At 45.9% G+C, this 19,231-nt stretch carries 18 protein-coding genes; 13 read left to right on the forward strand and 5 right to left on the reverse strand.

Annotated features, from left to right (window positions below; all coding sequences use genetic code 11):
* Positions 1-26 precede the first annotated feature (26 nt).
* The 3 genes from EHO57_RS13235 to EHO57_RS13245 are packed head-to-tail and all read left to right on the forward strand — an operon-like array spanning position 27 to position 2,437.
* The gene (locus tag EHO57_RS13235) at positions 27-581 is read left to right on the forward strand and encodes a SiaB family protein kinase (RefSeq protein WP_135645631.1); all 555 of its coding nucleotides are present in this window, start codon (positions 27-29) and stop codon (positions 579-581) included.
* Between the two features lie 2 nt (positions 582-583).
* Positions 584-958: a DUF1987 domain-containing protein gene (locus EHO57_RS13240; protein ID WP_135645630.1), complete on the forward strand. Its 375-nt coding sequence runs from the start codon at positions 584-586 to the stop codon at positions 956-958.
* Positions 959-970: 12 nt separating this feature from the next.
* A complete protein-coding gene (locus EHO57_RS13245; protein WP_135645629.1) occupies positions 971-2,437 on the forward strand; it encodes an adenylate/guanylate cyclase domain-containing protein in 1,467 nt (488 codons plus the stop codon).
* A gap of 69 nt (positions 2,438-2,506) precedes the next feature.
* Here the strand turns inward: EHO57_RS13245 and EHO57_RS13250 are convergent, their stop codons facing one another.
* Positions 2,507-2,965 carry a VOC family protein gene (locus EHO57_RS13250; RefSeq protein WP_135645628.1) on the reverse strand — a complete coding sequence of 153 codons (459 nt, stop codon included), beginning with the start codon at positions 2,963-2,965 and terminating at the stop codon, positions 2,507-2,509.
* A gap of 122 nt (positions 2,966-3,087) precedes the next feature.
* Entirely contained in the window at positions 3,088-4,170 is a 1,083-nt protein-coding gene (locus EHO57_RS13255; protein ID WP_135645627.1) for an endonuclease/exonuclease/phosphatase family protein, read from the reverse strand.
* 173 nt (positions 4,171-4,343) lie between these two features.
* Here EHO57_RS13255 and EHO57_RS13260 point away from each other — a divergent pair, with 173 nt between their 5' ends.
* The gene (locus EHO57_RS13260) at positions 4,344-5,372 is read left to right on the forward strand and encodes a hypothetical protein (RefSeq protein ID WP_210410037.1); all 1,029 of its coding nucleotides are present in this window, start codon (positions 4,344-4,346) and stop codon (positions 5,370-5,372) included.
* A gap of 122 nt (positions 5,373-5,494) precedes the next feature.
* On the opposite strand, the gene EHO57_RS13265 is transcribed toward EHO57_RS13260, so the two are convergent.
* On the reverse strand, positions 5,495-6,439 hold the full coding sequence (locus tag EHO57_RS13265) for an alpha/beta hydrolase (protein WP_135645626.1): 945 nt from the start codon (positions 6,437-6,439) through the stop codon (positions 5,495-5,497).
* A gap of 323 nt (positions 6,440-6,762) precedes the next feature.
* Between EHO57_RS13265 and EHO57_RS13270 the strand changes: the two genes are divergently transcribed.
* The 4 genes from EHO57_RS13270 (at position 6,763) to EHO57_RS13285 (ending at position 11,281) form a co-directional block, all read left to right on the forward strand.
* Positions 6,763-8,148 carry an MFS transporter gene (locus EHO57_RS13270; RefSeq protein WP_135645625.1) on the forward strand — a complete coding sequence of 462 codons (1,386 nt, stop codon included), beginning with the start codon at positions 6,763-6,765 and terminating at the stop codon, positions 8,146-8,148.
* Positions 8,149-8,853, forward strand: a complete 705-nt coding sequence (gene mtnC / locus EHO57_RS13275) for an acireductone synthase (RefSeq protein WP_135645624.1) — start codon at positions 8,149-8,151, stop codon at positions 8,851-8,853.
* Between the two features lie 80 nt (positions 8,854-8,933).
* Positions 8,934-10,208, forward strand: coding sequence for a tetratricopeptide repeat protein (locus EHO57_RS13280; protein WP_135645623.1), 1,275 nt, complete (start codon positions 8,934-8,936; stop codon positions 10,206-10,208).
* Positions 10,205-11,281, forward strand: coding sequence for an NAD(P)H-dependent flavin oxidoreductase (locus EHO57_RS13285; RefSeq protein WP_210410036.1), 1,077 nt, complete (start codon positions 10,205-10,207; stop codon positions 11,279-11,281). Before EHO57_RS13280 ends, EHO57_RS13285 begins: the two co-directional genes overlap by 4 nt.
* 95 nt (positions 11,282-11,376) lie before the next feature.
* On the opposite strand, the gene EHO57_RS13290 is transcribed toward EHO57_RS13285, so the two are convergent.
* Together EHO57_RS13290 and EHO57_RS13295 are read right to left on the reverse strand one after the other, a co-directional pair.
* Positions 11,377-12,000 carry a class I SAM-dependent methyltransferase gene (locus EHO57_RS13290; RefSeq protein ID WP_135645622.1) on the reverse strand — a complete coding sequence of 208 codons (624 nt, stop codon included), beginning with the start codon at positions 11,998-12,000 and terminating at the stop codon, positions 11,377-11,379.
* Positions 12,001-12,021: 21 nt separating this feature from the next.
* A complete protein-coding gene (locus EHO57_RS13295) occupies positions 12,022-13,170 on the reverse strand; it encodes a putative glycoside hydrolase (RefSeq protein WP_135645717.1) in 1,149 nt (382 codons plus the stop codon).
* Between the two features lie 91 nt (positions 13,171-13,261).
* On the opposite strand from EHO57_RS13295, the gene EHO57_RS13300 reads away from it, so the two are divergent.
* The 5 genes from EHO57_RS13300 (at position 13,262) to EHO57_RS13320 (ending at position 19,214) form a co-directional block, all read left to right on the forward strand.
* Positions 13,262-14,188, forward strand: a complete 927-nt coding sequence (locus EHO57_RS13300) for a histone deacetylase family protein (protein WP_135645621.1) — start codon at positions 13,262-13,264, stop codon at positions 14,186-14,188.
* Between the two features lie 57 nt (positions 14,189-14,245).
* Positions 14,246-14,476: a hypothetical protein gene (locus tag EHO57_RS13305; protein WP_135645620.1), complete on the forward strand. Its 231-nt coding sequence runs from the start codon at positions 14,246-14,248 to the stop codon at positions 14,474-14,476.
* 176 nt (positions 14,477-14,652) lie between these two features.
* A complete protein-coding gene (locus EHO57_RS13310) occupies positions 14,653-16,692 on the forward strand; it encodes a 6-bladed beta-propeller (protein WP_135645619.1) in 2,040 nt (679 codons plus the stop codon).
* Entirely contained in the window at positions 16,689-18,704 is a 2,016-nt protein-coding gene (locus EHO57_RS13315; protein ID WP_135645618.1) for a tetratricopeptide repeat protein, read from the forward strand. Before EHO57_RS13310 ends, EHO57_RS13315 begins: the two co-directional genes overlap by 4 nt.
* A gap of 168 nt (positions 18,705-18,872) precedes the next feature.
* Positions 18,873-19,214, forward strand: a complete 342-nt coding sequence (locus EHO57_RS13320; protein WP_135645617.1) for a hypothetical protein — start codon at positions 18,873-18,875, stop codon at positions 19,212-19,214.
* Positions 19,215-19,231 lie beyond the last annotated feature (17 nt).

A 19,231-nucleotide genomic window follows, 5' to 3' on the forward strand; every position in this document is an offset into this window, starting at 1 on the left:
GATGTTTCTGAACAAGGAAGATGCTAATGATGGAAAATGAAGTCGTTAATCTGTTTAAGACTTATCGGGAAACCAGCGAATATAATTTGCTAGTATCCTTCAAGGGCAGGCTGTCCCAAGAAGTGTTGACCGAATTGGGTTCTATGATCCGTACCTCTCTCAGCACGGAATCCAAAATTAAGAAAATTTTTGCCGTATTTATAGAACTCGCCCAGAACATGCTGCACTACTCCGCGGAGCGCAAGATCAACGAGGAGCAAAAGGACGCAGGGGTAGGGATACTCGTAGTCCGGGAAAATTCAGTTGGCTACCATGTTGCTTCGGGAAATTTGGTACTGAACGAGAAAATCGAGTTTCTCACGGAAAGGATCCAAAAAATCAACTCCATGAATAAGGACGAATTAAAGTCCTTCTATCAGCAACAACTCAGGTCGGAGAGACCGGAGGATAGTAAGGGAGCCGGAGTAGGATTGATCGATATTGCGAGAAAGTCGGATGGACCTCTTGTATTTCATTTTGATTCGTTGGATGGGAAACAATCCTTCTTCACAATCTCCGCATTTTTTACGAAGGAAAACTAGTCATGGAATCCTTACATATACAACAAACTAAAACTTCACCAGAAGTCATCTTAGATTCATCCAAAGGCGTCGCGGAGATCATCGGAGAGTCGTATCCCGAGAATGCGATGGCGTTCTACAAGCCAGTATTCGATTGGTTGGCAGCTATTCAGGCTTCTAACAAACAGATACAGTTCCGTTTTCAAATGGATTATTTCAATACCAGTTCCTCCAAAGTGATCATGGATATTTTGGATCATCTCCAAAAATATCACGACAAGGGTGGAAAGGTCGAGGTCGAGTGGCTTTACAAGGAAGACGATGAGGATATGCAGGAAACCGGTGAGGAATTCTCTTCTGACCTTAGCCTTCCGTTCAAAATGAAATCTTATAAATAGATTTCCGAGACAGTGGAAAAGAACGAGTCTACAAAAGAATCCAATACCTTCTTCGAGCAGGAATTCAAACTTCTCTCGGATGCTCAGTCCTTTCTGAACAATTCCGAGAACGGAGAAGATCCTAAGGACAAACTCAAGACTTTAGTAGATTCCTACGAGTCTTTGTTAAAGCAGTCCTCAAAGATCATGAAGATCGGGGACTCCACTCAGCATAGGCTCCTCAAGACACAAGAAGAATTAACCAATTCTAATATAATGCTCGAGGCGGCCTATATGGACCTTAAGCTGGTCACCGAGGTTGGGAGGATCATTACTTCTTCTCTCGAACCTAAGGTGATCATCCAGTCTGTGTATCAGAACACCAAGTCCATGGTTCCTATGGACATTCTTGCATTCGGTATCTACGACGAAGAAAAGAAAGAGATCAAATATAAGTTTTGCGTAATAGACGGAAGATACACTCCCGCTCCTTCGGTGGACTCCTTAGAAGAGGATAATCCTTCTTCTTATTGTATCAAACATGGACAGGAACTGATCAGTCAGGACGTAGAGAAGGATTTTCCGCAATATCTGGCGGAGATCCGAAAGCATTTCGGTGAGAATACGCAATCTGCGTCCTACTTTCCTTTAAAGGTAGAAGAACGTTTTATCGGAGTTCTCACAGTACATAGCTACGTTAAGAATGCATTCCAGCCCAACCAGCTAAACATACTCAGGACTCTTGCCAACTACGTAGCGATCGGAGTGGATAATGCCGACGCATATCGCACTCTTTCCAAGAGAAACAAGGAATTGAAGGATTCCCTGGAAAAGATCGAAGAGCTGAACAAGAATATAGAAGAAGAAAGACAGAAGTCCGAAAACCTTCTATTGAATATCCTACCTAGAAGCATAGCCGATAGATTAAAAGGAGGAGAAGGTGTCATCGCCGATTACTTCCCTTCTTCTACCGTATTGTTTGCGGATATAGTAGGATTCTCCAAGCTTACTACTAAGATCAAGACTCCGACTCGACTCGTGGAGATCTTAAACCGTATTTTTACAGAGTTCGATGTGATCGCCGACAAGTATAAATTGGAAAAGATCAAGACGATCGGAGACTGTTATATGTTAGCGGGAGGGATCCCAGTTCCCACCGCAGATCACGCAGACAAGGCGGCCGAGGCGGCATTAGATATGATCCGTCGTCTGGAAGAACTGAAGCCCGAGCTTGAATTCGATTTCAATGTGAGAATTGGACTGCATACAGGAGAGGTAGTCGCAGGAGTGATCGGTAAGAACAAATTCGTGTACGATCTTTGGGGCGATTCGGTGAACACTGCCTCTCGTATGGAGTCCCACGGTTCTACCGGAAGGATCCATGTTTCGGAAGCAGTTTATCTTTCTTTAAAGGATAAATATTCTTTTGAGGACAGAAGCATCATCGAGGTAAAAGGAAAAGGCCCGATGCATACTTACTTCCTGCTGGATAAAAAATAAGGCCCGAATACGGACCTTATTTTAATAGTATTCTCGGACTCGGATTTTAGTCCGGATCTATTGAGTCGATCAACCTAACGCGTCTATGACTTCCTTCGGAGCTTGGACAAGCTCTACCAGAACCCCTTCGGCACATAGAGGAAATTCCTCGTTTCCTTTCGGATGAATGAACGTAACTTCATGGCCACCGGCTCCCTTGCGGATCCCGCCAGGAGTAAAGCGAACTCCTTGCGCACTCAGCCATTCCACAGCCTTATGAATATCATCCACCCATAGACCGATATGATTCAATTTCGGATCGTGGACCTTAGGGCTCTTGCTTGCATCCACGGGTTCCATGATATCCACTTCAACCGCGTAAGCTCCCTTACCCATTCTAAGAATGTCTTCGTCCACATTCTCTTTTTCGCTGCGATATGTGCCTACGTTCTCCAGGCCGAGAATATCCACCCAAAATTTCTTGAGTTTCTGTTTGTCCTCTCCGCCTACCGCAATCTGTTGGACTCCTAGGATCTTAAACGGTCTCATATACAACCTATCTTAGTTTTTTTCCAAGTTCCGTTTCTCTAACAAAAGAGCAAGAGATTTGCTAGCCTATCCTAAGAAGGCAAATACAATATCAAAGCGGATCCCAAGAGCGTACGAAGAAATTATTCTTCGGAAGCGAATACGGCTTCGAGAGGAAGATGATCACTTGCTTCGGCGGCTTCCCCTTCTTGTAATACCTTGTATTCTTTCTTGGTGAGCCCTCTTGAATAGAAGATATAATCGATGGTACGATCCGGCTTCGCGATCTGAGGATCGTTCGGAACATGGGTGTAGAATTTTTCTTTATTAGGCCCATTCAACTCTTCCTGGGTCGCAGTCGAATTCCATTTTATGAATAGAGGGGTAATTTCCTCTTCGTCGCTATAGAAAAAGGCTCCGTTCGGATGAAGTTGGCTTCTGGAAAAACCGGGAGGAAGAAGATTGAAATCTCCGGCCAAGATCCAAGGCATATTTTTCGCATCCAAGGTTTCCAGGATCTTTGCGATGGTTGCCACCTGTCTATGCATCGTATCTGTTCCCATCGAGAATGCATCTAGATGAGTATTCAATATAGTGATCGTCTTCCCGTCGTGGGTCGCAATGTCCGCCTGTAGCACAGCTCTCTTCAATTGTAATTGTTGGGTAATCGGATCCGCAGGAGGAGTGGGAAGTTGATGCCTAAGCGCGGAAACTATTTTATATTTACTGAATATGGTTAGCTTCATTCCCACTGATCCCAGGATCTTGGGATGAGGAACGAATCCCGCCTTCCAATAGAATGCCTCCGTTCTGCAAGGATATAGATCGGAAAGAAGGGGAAGGATCCTTTCCGCCTGATCCTCGTTATACGTCTTCTTGGCTCCGTCGTCCACTTCTTGGAATAGGACAAAATCAGGATTTTGTTCCAGGATCACATTGGCCACCTTCTTGAGTGTGTTTTCCACTTCCTCCCTAGAAGGAGCGGTATCGGGTCCGCTCTCATCCGGAACGTCGTACCAAAATACTCTGTTCTTTCCTGCAAAATATTGCACATTCCAAGAAAGTAATTTGATCTGCTTGGCACTGTCCAGGATCGGAGCGTTGGATTCGCAGTTCACGGAGGCTTCTTGCAATTCAGATGGATGAAATGTGGTGAAATATATGATTAAGAGTAGAAGAGCAAGAAAGGAAAGTATGACGATGAGTAATCTTTTTAGTAATTTCAAGGGTTCCCTCTGCCGGAAATAGATTCTTTTTTGCCCCAAGAAGACTTTGGGGAGGCATCCTTTTTAATCAAAGTCCCGGTTTCGTCCACAATTTTAGAGTTTTCGGGGCCTAAGAATCTAGAACGGAAAGACTTTCCCTTTTTCGGGGGCCCGGAAAGACTGGAACTCTCCGCATGAAGAAGAAACTTCTAATCCTATTTCTCTCTCTTTCTATCCTATTCAGCCTAACTCCCGCGTTCGGAGAAGAAGTAGAACTGCAGGTCGTCCTGAAAAACGGAAGCACCGGCGGAGTCGGTTCCGCAGAAAGCATTCGCTTATTCGCCTTGGAAAGACAGATGATCCCTCTATCCATAGGAGACCTGGGCCCTGTCCAAGGATCGTTTAAGCTACCTAAGGTGAGCGCCCCGGATGGTCTGCCCATTCTTCTGCAGGTGACCTATAACGGAGTGAATTATAATAAGATCGTTCCTCCTGTACCTATCATGAGGACCCGTCCCCAAGAAGTGATGGTCTACGACAAGACCACTGATCGGGGTGCCATCAAGACCAAATCCCTTTTACAAGTGGTCCGTACCAAAGACGCATTAATTGTTTATAAAGTATCTATTCTCACGAACAATACCATCCCGCCTAAGAGCTTCCAAAACGAGAATGATCCGATCGAGATCTATATTCCTACCGAAGCTACCGATATCTCGGCGCAACTTACCCAGGGAGCAGGAATGGCAATCCCACTCCAATTGAAGCAAGGTAAGAATGGTTTGGCCCTGGACAGAGCGATCCTACCCGGCTCCTCTCAGTTGTTCGTAACGTATGCGATCCCTGCCAGCGATCTGGCTTCCGTTCGATTCAAGGATAGACTATTATTCGAGAAGCAAGAAGGAGAGAGAGTCGTATTCTCCAAGCCAAAGGACATGGAAGTTTCTTATGTGGGAGCCGGCACTGTTCGGTCTGTGAAAGAAGAAGTTCCGGAAGATGTGAAGGCTAATATAGTTTCTTATCCTTCTCCTCAATATGAGATCACTTTATCCGTAAGCGGTGGAGAAGCGGTAGTGGAACCGGTTGCAGAACAGGAGAGAGAGGTCCAAAACGGGAAGATCTTTGTCTCCACCGAAAAGACGATCTACGGAGTCGTTGGGATCGTATCTTTCTTATTCTTTCTTTCCTTTGCGATAGGTCTGAAGTTTAGAAAGAAGGATTGAGAATCACACCACTTACAGCTTTATCAACAAGGTCGATTTTATTCGGTAAGAGTGGTTTACAATCTTAGAAGAAGTGTCGGCCCAAATCGTTCTTTTCGAAACGAAAGGTCGGCTTAACCCTACTATTTCTTCTTTGCGGCTACCTTCTTCTTAGCGCTTGGCTTAGAAGAAGGTTTCTTGGTAGCCTTCTTAGGAGCAGGCTTGCTTCTTTCAGGAACCAGAGAATCCATGAATTCCTTGATGTCCTTTAGAACCTTCTCCCTTTCTCCGGCCGGCTCGTTCATAAGCTCGTGGAAGAATCCCTTATAGGTCTTCATTCTCTTATTCTTATATACTAAATGATTATAGAACTCCAAACTTCCGGAAGGATCTGCGATCTTGTCGGCAAGACCGTGAAGAATGAGGATTGGGGTCCGCAGGATCCCTGCCTTCTTATTAGCGATCTCTCCCTGTTGGAATAGCTCATATCCCATGGAGAAGGAGATCTTTCCGTGGACCAAAGGATCGTCTATATAGGCCTGGACCACTTCTGGATCCCGGCTGACCAGACTCGTATCCAGGTTCGCATCCAAAGTTGTGGAAGGAGCGATCTTTCTCAAGAAACCGGCAATTGCGATCTGCGCTCTTTGTACAGCTGTAGTTGGGATCTTAAGAGCGGATGAACAAGCGACCACTCCATAGATATAATCCTGATTAATTCCCTCGAGAGCGTAACGAATAACGACGACTCCACCCATGGAATGTCCCAAAAGAAGGATCTTGTCCTTATTCTCCCGTTTGCGCACCTCTTGGATGAAGTCCGCAAGATCGTCCACGAAGAGCTCGAAGCTAGCCGCATGACCTCGTTTGCCTTCGGACTTTCCGTGACCTCTCAGATCCAGTCCGTAAAAATTCGCATCGCTATCTTTGAAGTATTGGATCAGGTTAGAATACCTACCGCTATGTTCACCGAATCCATGACAAAATACAACAACCCGATTCGCTCCGGATTTGGTCCAAGCCTGGCCGTATAGTTTTGTATTATCTCTGGAAGATTGTATGAAGAATTCTTTGTGTTGGTAGGCCATGCTTTTGGCTCCGTATCCGAATATAGGCGGCGATCCCGATTGCGACCGAAGCTATAGATAAAACCTAGCATGGTCAAGCCTTTATTCCAAAATGGAAGAAAGCGTCGATTCCACTCACTCGATCTAGGTGCTTCTTCTTATTGGAAAGAGAATAAAGTCCGCTTCTCTCCTTCACATTTTCGTTGCCGATTCTTTTTCCTTTGATCAATCTGTCGCTTTACATGCCTTTAATCCAATCGGCATGAAATTGATACAAAAGACACTCTCAAGCGACCCAAACCGGGCGTCTTGAAGGTGCGAAACAAAGCTTGGAGAGAATTTGGATGACTGGGTCAACTACGGATAAAAGTCTTCTTCGATATTTTGGGTTAGGCGAACTCGCAACCCATGGAGGTAACGCAGTCCTGGCCTTCTGGATGATCATGGGAATGGCCTTCTTTTTGTTCGCGGATCAAAACCTGATCGCTCCCAACCTACGCAATATTGCCGCCTCTTTCGGGATCACCGAGCAAAGGGAGATCGATTGGAAACTTGGCGGGATGATCCCCATTTGCTTCTTCGTATTGGGAGGCTTCGTTTCCGTTTATATGGGTTATCTCACCCAGAGATTTTCCAGAAAACCTCTCGTGGTCGGAACAGTGCTCCTAGGAGAGATCCCTTGTTTGCTTTCCGGATTCGCAAGAACCTACGACGAGTTCCTCATCCTAAGAACCCTGACAGGTTTCGGCTTGGGGGGAAGTTTCCCTCTACTCTTCTCTCTCGTAGGGGACTATTTTTCGGACAAGTCCAGATCCACTGCGGCAGGCTATCTTTCTCTTTCCATAGGGCTCGGAGTGGGTCTCGGCCAAATGACCGGTGGAACCTTGGGAGCCGCAGACCCTGTGAACGGATGGAGGCTTAGCTTCATCTATATGGCCGCCCCTTCCTTCTTATTCATGCTCATTTACGGATTATTCTGCAAGGAACCTGTCCGAGGAGGTAGAGAGAAGGAATTCGCAAATATATCCGCTAATCAAGGAGAAGAGGCTGTTCGCTTAACATGGGCCGACATCCGGAACCTATTCTCCACCAAGACAAATATCGGGATCTTCATGCAAGGGATCCCAGGATGTGTGCCTTGGGGAGTATTCTTCGTATTCTTAAACGATTATTACGAATTTCATTATGGAATGAAGAAGGACGCAGCCTCCGCACTGGTCATCTTCGCCGCATTAGGGATCTTCATCGGAACCTTTTTCGGAGGAATACTCGGCCAGAAGCTGTACGACAAGAACAAGAACCTACTCCCGATTTTCTGCGGAACTATGATCCTGATCGGGATCCTTCCTACGATCTATCTACTACACGCGGGAAGCGTGGCCGGGAGTCCCATATTCATTATTGTGAATATTGTCACCGGGATCATTATTTCCGTAACAGGTCCGAATGTGAGAGCGTTGATCATGAATGTGAATCCTCCTAAGAGCAGATCTTCTATGTTCGCACTCTATAATCTCACCGACAATTTGGGACAGGGACTCGGACCTGCCATGGCAGCGCTCTTACTCACTGTACTTGCCGATAGGGCCACAGCTTTCACGATCTCCATCCTTTTCTGGATCCCTTGCGGACTTTCTTGGATCTATATTCTGAAGAATTTCAAACATGACGAGGAAACCCTTCATAAGAACCTTGCAGAAGAAGCGAACAGACTTCGGAGGGCCGGTTAATTGAAGGAAAAAGACACAGAGTTATTCTTATTCGATATAGAAGGCACGACCACTCCTATAGAATTCGTGCATAAGGTATTATTCCCTTACTCGGTGCAAAATTTCGGATCCTTCTTCTTGGAGAATAAAGAAGAAGGATTTGTGAAAGATTTGATCTCTGCCTCCAAGAACGAGCCGGAATATGGAAAAGAAGTCTCGGCCAGTTCGGGTTCCTTGGCAGAATTCTGCAAATTCCTAGTATCAAAAGATCGTAAATTAGGAATCTTGAAAGAGATCCAAGGAAGGATCTGGAAGAAGGGTTACGAATCCGGAGAGCTCAAGAGCACAATCTTCTCCGATGTGCCTTCTTTCTTGGAAAGGATCGCGAAAGCAGGCAAGCGAGCCGCTGTTTATTCTTCCGGAAGCGTAGAGGCCCAAGTCCTCATCTATAAATACTGCGAAGCGGGAGATCTAACTCCTTATTTCGAATCCTATTTCGATACGGCTATAGGAGGAAAGAAAGAGTCCGCAAGCTATACAAGGATCGCAGAAAGACTTTCGATATCCCCTTCTTCCATTACCTTCTTTACGGATATTAAGGAAGAAGCGGACGCTGCTTTCGCTGCGGGAGTCCATCCGGTGATCCTGTCCCGCCCGGGCAATCATCCGCAAGCGGAGCATTCTTACGAGGTGCTGCAAGATTTCGGTTCCCTTCTTCTATCTTAACCCGGAAATTCTTTGCCTTTTTACGATTTAGCCTTTAAATTCGGATATTGGAGGACGGAGTTTCGACCGAAAATCCTACTATGGCCCCTTTCCGATCGGTGCTTGCCCTAGCCGTCTTTTTATTCTTCAATCCATCCATATTTTCGAAAGATATTATATACGCATTCCGTGACGTAGGAATGCCAAAGAACGTCGGTAAGGACGGAATGCCTCGCAAGGAGAAGATGGTCTTGATCGGAGAGACCATGCTCTTTGACAAGGTCAAGCCGATCGAGTACGACGGAAAATACAAGAGCTTCGAATTAGGATACGATACAAGACCGGATATAGTCACCGTCAAAGTGCACCACGATCCTGGAATACGTCCGGGCCAGATCCTTTACTTGATAGAGAAGGACTTCGATCACGAAACATTCAAAGACGGAAGCATAGTTGGTCAGATAGAAGTAAAGTCCGTCTTTCAAACCGCCTTTATCGGGAAACAATTGAGAGGGATCGGATACCTGAGCATGGCAAAAGACAAGGTGCTCACCGTAGCCTACCCCATCTCTTCCGAGTTGACGGGTCCTGCATTAGTAGAACGTAAAAAAGGCGATTATCATTTCAATCGGGACGAGGTCCCGGAATCCATCCAGTCCTATAGAAAGGCGATCCGTTTGGATCCTCTTTCTCCCGTGCCACATTACAGATTAGGAATGTTGTATTTGAACGAAGCTGGAGTCGATCCCAAGGAACCGATCTGCTCCGGGATATTACCGATGAGCGCAGGTGCGGAATTTTCGTCGGCATGGAATAAGAGATCCAGATTTGATTCCGACCAGGATATGGTGCGATTCACGAGGGAGTATGTCTCCTTCTTAAATTGCAAAGCGGACCAGGCTCCTAGTTTTGCAAAAGGAAACAATATCCCGGAAGAATTGCTCAAGGCGCAAGAAGTTGCCAGAGAAGGCTTTCGTTTAGCAAAATCCGATTACGAATTATTGCTCAGAAGTGCGGAAACGTACTATAAATTATATCTTTCTTATGCACCTTCCAAGAAGCCTAAGACAGTTGCAAGTCCCGAAGAAGATCCTAAGCTCAGAAATCGCCAGGAGAAGTCCTGGGAGATCTCTCAAAAACTTTTGAAAGAAGCAAGCCTGGACAATATTACCGATTACAGGATCCATAGACTGACCTCTCTTTTGTATGGAAGAAGATTCCTAGAACTTTCCGGAGGGTCCAAATCCGCAACCTTGAGCGATGAAGCGAATTTCTTACGTAACAAGGCTCTGGAATCGATCGAAGCGTATAAGCTTCACCGACCTAAATCAGTCGTAGGCGACAAGGATCTCCTGCTCTTGGAGAAAGAGCTTTGAGCTCTTTCAATCCGATAGTAAGTCATCTTGATCTAAAAGGTCCTCTTATCTTATCGCCTCTCGCAGGCGGTCCGTCCACACCTGAATTAATAGCGGCAGTTTCAAACGCAGGTGGCCTTGGTTCTCTCGGCCTTGCCTACGACACTCCGGAACAGATCGGTGCGATCATCCGTAAAACAAAAACCCTTACCTCAAAACCCATCGCAGTAAATCTTTTCGTACCCGTAAAGGATCCGGAATTATCAACTGATCAAAAAGAATCCGCATTGAACTCTACGAAAAAGTATAGAGAAGAACTAGGGATCCCTTCTCCCAAGATCGAAGCGCCTTATAGCTTGGATTTTGATAAACAATTCGAAGCCATGCTAAGAGAGAAGCCTTCCGTATTTAGTTTTACCTTCGGGCTCCTGGACAGATCATATCTAAACGAATGCAACAAGAACGGTATCATAACGTGCGGAACTGCCACAACCTTAGAAGAAGGGATCTTGGCAGAAGAAAGCGGAGTCGACTGGCTTGTGGCGCAAGGAATAGAGGCAGGAGGACATAGAGGGATATTTTCCGAAACATCGGAAGACTCTGGGATCGGGTTATTTCCCCTGATCCGTGCGCTTGCCGCAAAGCTTCGTATACCGGTGATTGCGGCAGGTGGCATCATGGATGGAGCAGGGATTGCCGCTGCCCTGTCTTTGGGAGCAATGGCGGCGCAATTAGGAACCGCATTTCTTCTCTGCGAAGAAGCAGGCACCTCTGCGCCTTATCGAAAAGCTTTATTAGATAAAACGAATCTATTAACTAAGACGACTCGAGTGTTCTCTGGACGTATCGCCCGAGGTCTGCAAAATCGATTTCTAAAGGAAATGGAAACAAAACCCGAATCAGTACTCCCATTCCCTGCCCAAAATGCGTTCACGAGAGACATTCGAAGAAAGTCGGCCGAACTGGGGATGTCCGATTTCCTTTCTCTCTGGGCAGGACAAGGAGTGAGTCAGATCAGACAAATGGGAGCCGGTAAACTTGTAGAGATCTTATTCGACGAACTTAAAGAAGCTACAAAAGATCCGATCTTATAAACTCCAGGTGAGTTGGCGCGCCGTTTACACTCTCCAGTTCTGTTCGATTCGATCTGGTTCAAGGGCAGGAATATTCGATCTAGCTTAGTGGAGAATTATTTCTTCCGTCCTACAAATCGGATCACGGAGCCTTTTCCGTTATGATACAAGCCTTCGTTTAGGTCGATCTCTCTCTCGACTAACTCTATTACCTCGTAATTCGGAAAGTCGGATTGCAATTCTTCGATCGAGAATAACATAGGAAGTTCGCGAGGGCCGCCTATCCTTTCATCCTTCATTACATATTCCAAATGCTTCTTACTGAACGCCTCAAACAGGATCATTCCGCCCTTTCGCAGAAATGTATCTAAGGTCTTATGATATAAAGATTTGATCTCCGCGGGAAAATGAGCGTAAATCAAAGCGATCGCATCAAACTGCTCCGGCTTAAAGTCCAAGGTCTGCAATTCGCCGACCTGGTAATCTATCTTTACATGATTCTTCTCGGCTAACTTCATAGCCTTCTTCTTGCCTTCAATACTAATATCAAAAGCAAACGCTTCCCAACCTAGTTTAGCTGCGTAGATCGCATTCCTTCCTTCTCCTTCGGCTGGAAAAAGGATCTTTCCCGGCTTTAGCTTGTCGAGTTGCTCTTTTAGGAAAAGATTCGGCTCTTCTCCGAAAGCAAATTCTTCCTTACTGTATCTATCATTCCATCGATTCAACCATGTGTCATCCATTGGTCCCTCCCATTCCAAAGCCTAATCTTCTATCTTCAACTTTCCGTCTTTTATTGTTTCGCGAATTGCGCGGAAGGTTTCTTCGTATTGGTTCTGGATATTCCAAACAATAAAGCCATCACTCTCGCTGTCCACACTTGCCTCGATCTGGGCCTTAATATAATCCTTTAAGGATTTTCCCGAAGAACGTATGGACATGGTGAATCCTTGGATCCAACCCACGACCCGAGTCGTCGACAAGGATCTTTTCTTCGTATTCAAGAGTCCGTCGTAGATGGTTTGGTACGGATTTGCGATCCGAGAAGGTTGTCCATAAAAATGCGAAGGATACAGCATGGGATAGATCACGTCGATCGCTTGCGCGAAATTTTCCACCTTCTGTCCGATCTGGTCGTCCTTATTGAAAGGAATTCTCCCGAATATGTCGGCACCTAAGTACGGCAACTTCTCACATTGGTTCGCTTCCGTTCGGATCTGATCGATCACTCCCGATATGTTTTTGTATTTCTGTTTGAGAGGGATCTTGATTTCCGTAATATCCGCATAACGTATATAATCCAATTGGATCTCCGGAAATCCCGAAGCACAAGCCTTTCGTACGTAATTCAAAATGGAATTCATCCTATCTTGGCTAGGCAATTCCGTTTTCAATCCGCCTTCGAAGTTTACGAGTCTCCCGACCGGATAAAAACCTAGTTCTTTAACTCGAGCAACCTCGGAAGCAGAGAGTGTAAAAGGTTGCAAGTCGATCACCAGCACATTGATCCCAGCATCGGAAGCGTCCTGCAGGAGTGTTTCCCATTTTTTCCGGGACTTCTTGTCCGAGATAATCGAGTTATTTACGTACAGGCCCCGATAAAACCTGGGAGGAATCGGTCCAGCAGTTTGGTTCCCTGTTCTCGGCCTGGTCCTTTGTATCTTAGGCAAAGAAGTCTCCCTTTCTCTCTCCTTTGCGGCTTCTTCTGTCACGTTCCGAGAAGCCAATTTTGCTTCCTTCTTCTCTTTCTCCTTGATGGAAACCGTGCGAGGTGAGACTCTTTCTTCTCGACTAGACTCGATCGGCGGGACTTCTTTTTTTCGGGCATTTTCCGGGAACGGTATCGTGAATTCGGCACAGACCGGGAAGGCGATTGTTATAAGAAGGGGTAGAAGGGAAAACGGTTTACGCAATTTCTTTCTCCAATGCTGTTTATAATATCGAATCAATTCGTTCGGTTCTTGTCCTCTTTGTAGGACTTCCTACAAAAAACTGGAGTGGAAAATGAAGCTTGGTTACGCTTATGACGATACCTTTCTTTTGCATGATACCGGTTCCTTTCATCCGGAATCCCCGCAAAGATTGGAATCCATCTTAAATCGATTGAATCAGACCTCTTACTTCAAGGATCTGCATTGGATCAAACCGAGTCCCCTTCCCACCGAACTCATTGAGCCCGCTCATAGCAGAAGACATCTGGAAAAATTCCTAAGCATCCAAGGAAAGAGAGGAGGATTTGACGGAGATACTCCCTTTTCCGAATCCAGTTTCGATGCTGCCTTACTCGCAGCGGGAAGCGGAGTGGAACTTGCAAAAAAATTGATACACGGAGAGTTGGATTCCGGGATCGCGCTAGTCCGTCCTCCAGGACATCACGCGGAGACAGGTAAGGCAATGGGTTTTTGTTTGCTGAACAATATTGCGATCACAGCTCATTATCTCTTAGGCCAAGGCGCTCAGAGAATCTATATATTGGATTGGGACGTGCATCATGGCAATGGGACCCAGGAGATCTTTTACGATTCAGACCGGGTCTTCTTCACTTCTTTACATCAATATCCTTACTATCCCGGCACCGGTTCTTATTCCGAAACAGGTCGTGGAAAAGGAGAAGGTTATACGATGAACATTCCCCTTCCTATGGGCTCCGGCGATAAGGAATATCTACATTATTTTCAGGAGAATGTACTGCCTTCTATTTTGGAATTTTCTCCCGACTATCTTTTGATCTCCGCCGGTTTCGACGCTCATAAACGAGATCCTCTTGCAGGAATGAATCTGAGCACGAACGCATTTGCGGAGTTCACTCGTCTGGCGCTATCGGCCTGCAAACAAACGGACTCCAAGCTCATTTCCTTTTTAGAAGGCGGTTATGATCTGGACGCTCTCGCAGACAGTGTTGAGGCTCATGTGGCAGTGCTCGCCGGATAATTCTAAAATTGAGCAAAAAATTGCCGTCTTACCCAACCACTGGCCGATATTCAAACCATGCAGGAATTCTCTCCACAAACCGATCTCGCCCTGCGATTCAGGAACTATGTGATCCTTTTAGATCGCCTGGTCCGAGAAGTGGAAGAAGAACTCCAACACAACCAATCCGTGCGCAACGAATGGTCCGAATGGCATTCGAATTGGAAACGGGCCTGGCTGTCCCCGGGGACCGGCTCTCAAACTTCCCCTCTGAAAGAAAGATTCTCTGTAAAACGCAGGCTGGGTTAGCCCCACCCTCTTTGGGTGGGGGCCGGTGCGGTGGTACCTTCCTCCATTTTCACAAAACAAGCAATTGAACAAGCGAATTTATTCCCGAACTTTCCTGTGGGAACTCCTCTAGAGCTCCCCCAAAAATGGGTTGAAATTATGTCTCTAAACCAATTCAATCGACCCAGAGGCTTAGAATGGGGAGACGTACGCGAACAAAACTCTTTCTTAGTCTTCTACTTTTAGGGATCCTCTCCCAGTCCGCATTCTCTGAACCCCTTCCCAACTTCGGCCTGAAAGAAAGAGAGGCCAGGACCTTTTTCAAACGTGGACTCGCCTATTATAATAAGGGGGAATTCGCCGCAGCTAGGGAGAATTTCCTCAGATCCCTTTCCATAAAACCCGATTTCGTTCATCCTAAGTTCTTTCTTTCCGAGACCTATTATCTAAGCGGTGATTGGCAAGAAAGCCTTACCGAACTGGAACAATTAGAATCTTCTAATAAACTGAATTTGATCCGCAAGAGCCGTTTAGATGCGCTGAGATATCGCTTAGGCGGCGGAAATAGAAAAGAAGCATTAGAATATTATAAATCGATTCTGGGAGACGACCTTCGTCGTTTTAGATTCCGTAATCCTGCCGATCTTGCCGTAGATGAGGAAGGCTATCTCTATGTAGTGAGCTTCGATACTGCAAACGTGGTTAAGTTCGACGCAAATGGTTTTCCCGTGGAAAATTTCAAAGGCGGTATCGGGCGGAATATGGAAGGCCCGGTGGGAATTTCCATTAGAGGCAAGTCCATCTTCATTGCGGACTATGCTGGGGATAAGGTGTATGAATTCGATACCCGAGGTTCCTTTATAAACAGATTCGGTTCTACAGGAAAAGAACCGGGGCAGTTCCACGGACCGGCGGGCCTCTATTTTACTAAAGAAGGCTTCTTATACGTTTCCGACATGGGGAATAATCGGATCCAAAAATTCTCCAGAGAAGGAGAACTCATGCAGGTCATAGGAGTTGGGGTTCTAAAACAACCTGCAGGCATCAAAGTGAATCAAAGAGGAGAGATCTATGTTGCGGATCGAGGCAATCATAGACTTGTAGTCTTCGATAGCGAAGGGAACTATTTAAAAGAAATTACGAATTCTTCCTTCAAGAAACCTCGCAATCTTGCCATCCGAGAGAATAAGATCTACGTCGCGGATGAGAACGCCGGTCTTTTTGCTTACGATTCCGTCGCTAAGACTTGGGCTGCCTTCGAGAATTTTAGGGATTCCAAAAATACGGTCCGCAATTTCGATCAATCCTTCTCTGTTGCATTCGATTATACTGGATCCATGTTCGTTGCGGACTTCAATCGTCATAGGATCGAAGCCTTCGCTCCCAAAGGACAATTGTCTTCCAACTTGGACCTGATCGTTGAAAGGGTGATCAGTTCCGATTATCCGGATATTTCCTTAGTTGTTCATGCAAAGGACAGACATGGAATTCCTGTCAAAGCAATCCCTCGCAATTCATTTCGTATCTATGAGATGGACAATCTTGCTCCTCTGATCGGGCTCACCGATATGAAGAAGTTCAATAATAGGATCACAGTTTCCATCGTAGCGGAGAATTCCAATTTAGTTTCGGACTCGTATCCCACGGTAGAGAAAGCGTTGAAACCTTTCCTGTCCGAGATCCGTACAGACGATAAGATCCAATTGCTTCGTTCGGGAAGGGACACTCAAACAGCTTATCCTTTCGGGAAAAGCATGTACGATATTCTGAAGGCGATCCGTTCCTTTGTTCCGGAAGAAGATTCCCAGATCGGAAAATCCCTGCAAAAAGGAATAACGGATCTATTAGATAGCCTAGGTCCAAGAGCAATCATTGCGATCGTTTCCGGCAAGGATTCTAAAGCGGCATTCACTCAATTTTCTCCCACAAAGATCATTCGCTTTGCTGTAGCACATGATATCCCCATCTACTTCCTATGCCTGGGAGAAAACGGGGAATCCGTCTCCGTTTACAAGGAGATCGCAGAGAAAACGGGAGGGAAATTCCTGACCATTCCTGCAGGCGGAACGGAGAAGAATCTGAGATCCTGGATCGATTCCAAGAAGGACAGGAGATATCTTTTATCCTTCAAGAGCAGGATCAACTCCGAAGGCGGAGACACATACGTCCCTGTCGTAGTAGAATCAATATTCAGAAATTCTAATGGAAAGGCCGAGACCGGGTTCTTCACTCCATGATCCGATCCCTTCTTCCAAACTTTCAAAAGAAATGTCCGATCAAAGCGGCGTTCCTACTCGTCTGCATCGTATTCTCTTCTTCCTTACTTTCTAAGCAGACCATAGATTGGATCAAGGACGGGGAAGCAGCCCTCTCGAACCGAAACTATCCTTTGGCATATGATTCCTTCCGGGAAGCAGTGAATCTAAACCCCCTTTCTGTTCGCTCTAGAATGGGGCTCTCGGAAGCTGCCTTAAAATTGCATAAGGAGAAAGAAGCACTCCAATCCTTGGACAAGGTCTTAGAACTCGAGCCTAAAAACAAAAAAGCAGTCCGAGAAAAAGCGTCTACTCTTGCAAAATTAGGAAGATACGAAGAAGCATTCAATATCCTAAAGCCTTTCTTAGAAGAAGATAAGTACGATGCAGATCTTTTTCCGATCTATATAGAGGTCCAACTCGCTTCCGGAAAGACCCAAAAGGCAAGCTACGAATTCCATTCGGCATTTTCGCGCATTCCCAAGAATAAGGAAATTCGAATGTTAGAAGCGAAGGTCGCCGCCTTCGACGGAAACTTCTCCAAGGCAGCCGCACTTCGGAACCAACTGGAATCGGAATCCTCCGACGATCCAGGGATCTTTTTGGAGTCCGGAAAATTTCTATTGCTCTGGGCCGAGAAATCGCAAGGATCCAAAAGAGACTCCAAAATTGCCGAGGCGGCGGAGAAATTTGAAAGATCCGTTTCCTTACATCCGAACGAAGAGGAATCCCTCAAACTACTTGCAAAAACCAGAATATACTTCGGTCGCTATTCCGAAGCTGAAGAATATCTGAACAGATTGCTTGTGCTCTTCCCCACTTCCACCGAATACCTTTACTTAAGATCCTATTCCAGATTGAGAAGGGACCCTGCATCCAGGGAAGCAAGAGCAGATCTGGAAAAACTCATTTCTCTCGATGATATAGATCCCATCGCAAGGAATAGAGCCGAGCTATATTCTATAGAGAATCTTCCCGAAGGAAACTCTCTTCGCAGAATTTTAGGAGAATACAGACTGCAAAGATTCAGATCGAATCGAAACAGTTTTCTATACGATCTTGCTTGGTATCATCTGATCCGCGCCAAGGAATTGCTGCCGAACCGACCTGAGATCCTGGTGCTTACTCTAGAGGAATATAAGAGAAGAGGAATGTTCCCGAACTACTTCAATCTTCTTCTGCAGCTTAGAGATAAATTCCCGGACAATAAAAAATACGGATACTCGGTTGAGAACAATCTGGAAGGATTTAAGACCACTCTCAGCTATAGAGAAGGTCTAGTCAAGATAGGAGAATTCGGGATCCAAGAGGATTACGGAAGAACCCCGCCGGAGTTATTGGTATTCGATCCGGAAGACGAAGAATTCCTCGCAAAGCATAGCGATACACCTGCGCTAGTCGGCAAGATCATCCGCCATTTCTTGAGTATAGATCCGAGGATCCGCAACACCGATCTAGATTCGAATCGCAAGACTGATACCTTCGACATAGAGCCATACTCTGGTGCCATATACAAGACAGAGAAAAATTACTCTTCTATCAAGAATCCGAGAGGAGAGAATATTCGTTTTGTAGCAAGCGGCAAGATTAGTTTCAAAGGCGACACTCTTCGTATGGAATGGAGCTTAAGAGATCATAAAGAAGAGAAGATACTCGGCAAATTTAGGATCTATGCTAAAGGAAGGGACGCTCTTGCAGAAGCCGCTCTTCGTACCAGAGACAAGCTCATCTCTCTGATCCCTTCCAGTGGAAAAGTTCATCGAGTCAAAGCAGATTCGGTGATCGTGAATGCGGGTATTGTGGACGGACTCTCCAAGGGCACCACTGTGTATTTCTTTAACTCCGCTAATCTGATCGGGGAAGGGACCGTAACCGAGTCAGATCTTTATACTGCCAAGGTCACGCCTAAGAATACGGATTCTCTTCTTCGCAATATAGCGGTTGGGAATAAGGCTTATTGGAAGAAGGCGGAGCCCGCGCCGACGACGAACTGATCTGTGGAGGCCCCGCCCTCTTTGGGTGGGGGCCGGAGCGGAGCGGCGGAGTTTCCTCCTTTTCACAAAACGAGCAATTTCACAATCAGATTTATGCTCGAACTTCTCTGTGGGAACTCTTGTGTTTTTTTCTTGCCTTATTAATAACGATTTCTCATTATTGACAAAATGCTCTCAGAAAGCAAGAACAAGCAAAAGAGAAGAAGAGGCCTCGGTCTTTCTATACTCGCTCTTTCCGTTTTCTTAGGGGCAATCTTACTCGCAAGCGGGCACACTCACTCTTCGAAAGAATATTCCGAAAAAGGGATCTTCTCCAAACATATTTCCCAGATCTCAGGGAGCTGTTTCGTCTGTGCTCATGCTCATCTATCTTCGGATCTAAATCCTGCGCCGATCAGGGAATCTTCTCCCGAGCCAGGACAAACAGAAGTCATTATATTCAGCTTTTATTATATAGAAGATCCTAAGTTATCGATCCATTCCCAGCGTGGACCTCCGTCCCTTTCCTAAGAAAAACCAATTCCGGA

It is taken from the genome of Leptospira langatensis (genome assembly GCF_004770615.1).
Classification (GTDB): Bacteria; Spirochaetota; Leptospiria; order Leptospirales; family Leptospiraceae; genus Leptospira_B; species Leptospira_B langatensis.

Excerpts from the sequence above, each read along its gene's own strand:
- EHO57_RS13280 (WP_135645623.1), top strand. The coding sequence starts at position 8,934 with ATGGCCCCTTTCCGATCGGTGCTTGCCCTAGCCGTCTTTTTATTCTTC.
- EHO57_RS13250 (WP_135645628.1), bottom strand. The coding sequence starts at position 2,965 with ATGAGACCGTTTAAGATCCTAGGAGTCCAACAGATTGCGGTAGGCGGA.
- EHO57_RS13260 (WP_210410037.1), top strand. The coding sequence starts at position 4,344 with ATGAAGAAGAAACTTCTAATCCTATTTCTCTCTCTTTCTATCCTATTC.
- EHO57_RS13320 (WP_135645617.1), top strand. The coding sequence starts at position 18,873 with ATGCTCTCAGAAAGCAAGAACAAGCAAAAGAGAAGAAGAGGCCTCGGT.
- EHO57_RS13235 (WP_135645631.1), top strand. The coding sequence starts at position 27 with ATGATGGAAAATGAAGTCGTTAATCTGTTTAAGACTTATCGGGAAACC.
- EHO57_RS13265 (WP_135645626.1), bottom strand. The coding sequence starts at position 6,439 with ATGGCCTACCAACACAAAGAATTCTTCATACAATCTTCCAGAGATAAT.
- EHO57_RS13240 (WP_135645630.1), top strand. The coding sequence starts at position 584 with ATGGAATCCTTACATATACAACAAACTAAAACTTCACCAGAAGTCATC.
- EHO57_RS13290 (WP_135645622.1), bottom strand. The coding sequence starts at position 12,000 with ATGGATGACACATGGTTGAATCGATGGAATGATAGATACAGTAAGGAA.
- EHO57_RS13310 (WP_135645619.1), top strand. The coding sequence starts at position 14,653 with ATGGGGAGACGTACGCGAACAAAACTCTTTCTTAGTCTTCTACTTTTA.
- EHO57_RS13270 (WP_135645625.1), top strand. The coding sequence starts at position 6,763 with ATGACTGGGTCAACTACGGATAAAAGTCTTCTTCGATATTTTGGGTTA.
- EHO57_RS13315 (WP_135645618.1), top strand. The coding sequence starts at position 16,689 with ATGATCCGATCCCTTCTTCCAAACTTTCAAAAGAAATGTCCGATCAAA.
- EHO57_RS13305 (WP_135645620.1), top strand. The coding sequence starts at position 14,246 with ATGCAGGAATTCTCTCCACAAACCGATCTCGCCCTGCGATTCAGGAAC.
- EHO57_RS13300 (WP_135645621.1), top strand. The coding sequence starts at position 13,262 with ATGAAGCTTGGTTACGCTTATGACGATACCTTTCTTTTGCATGATACC.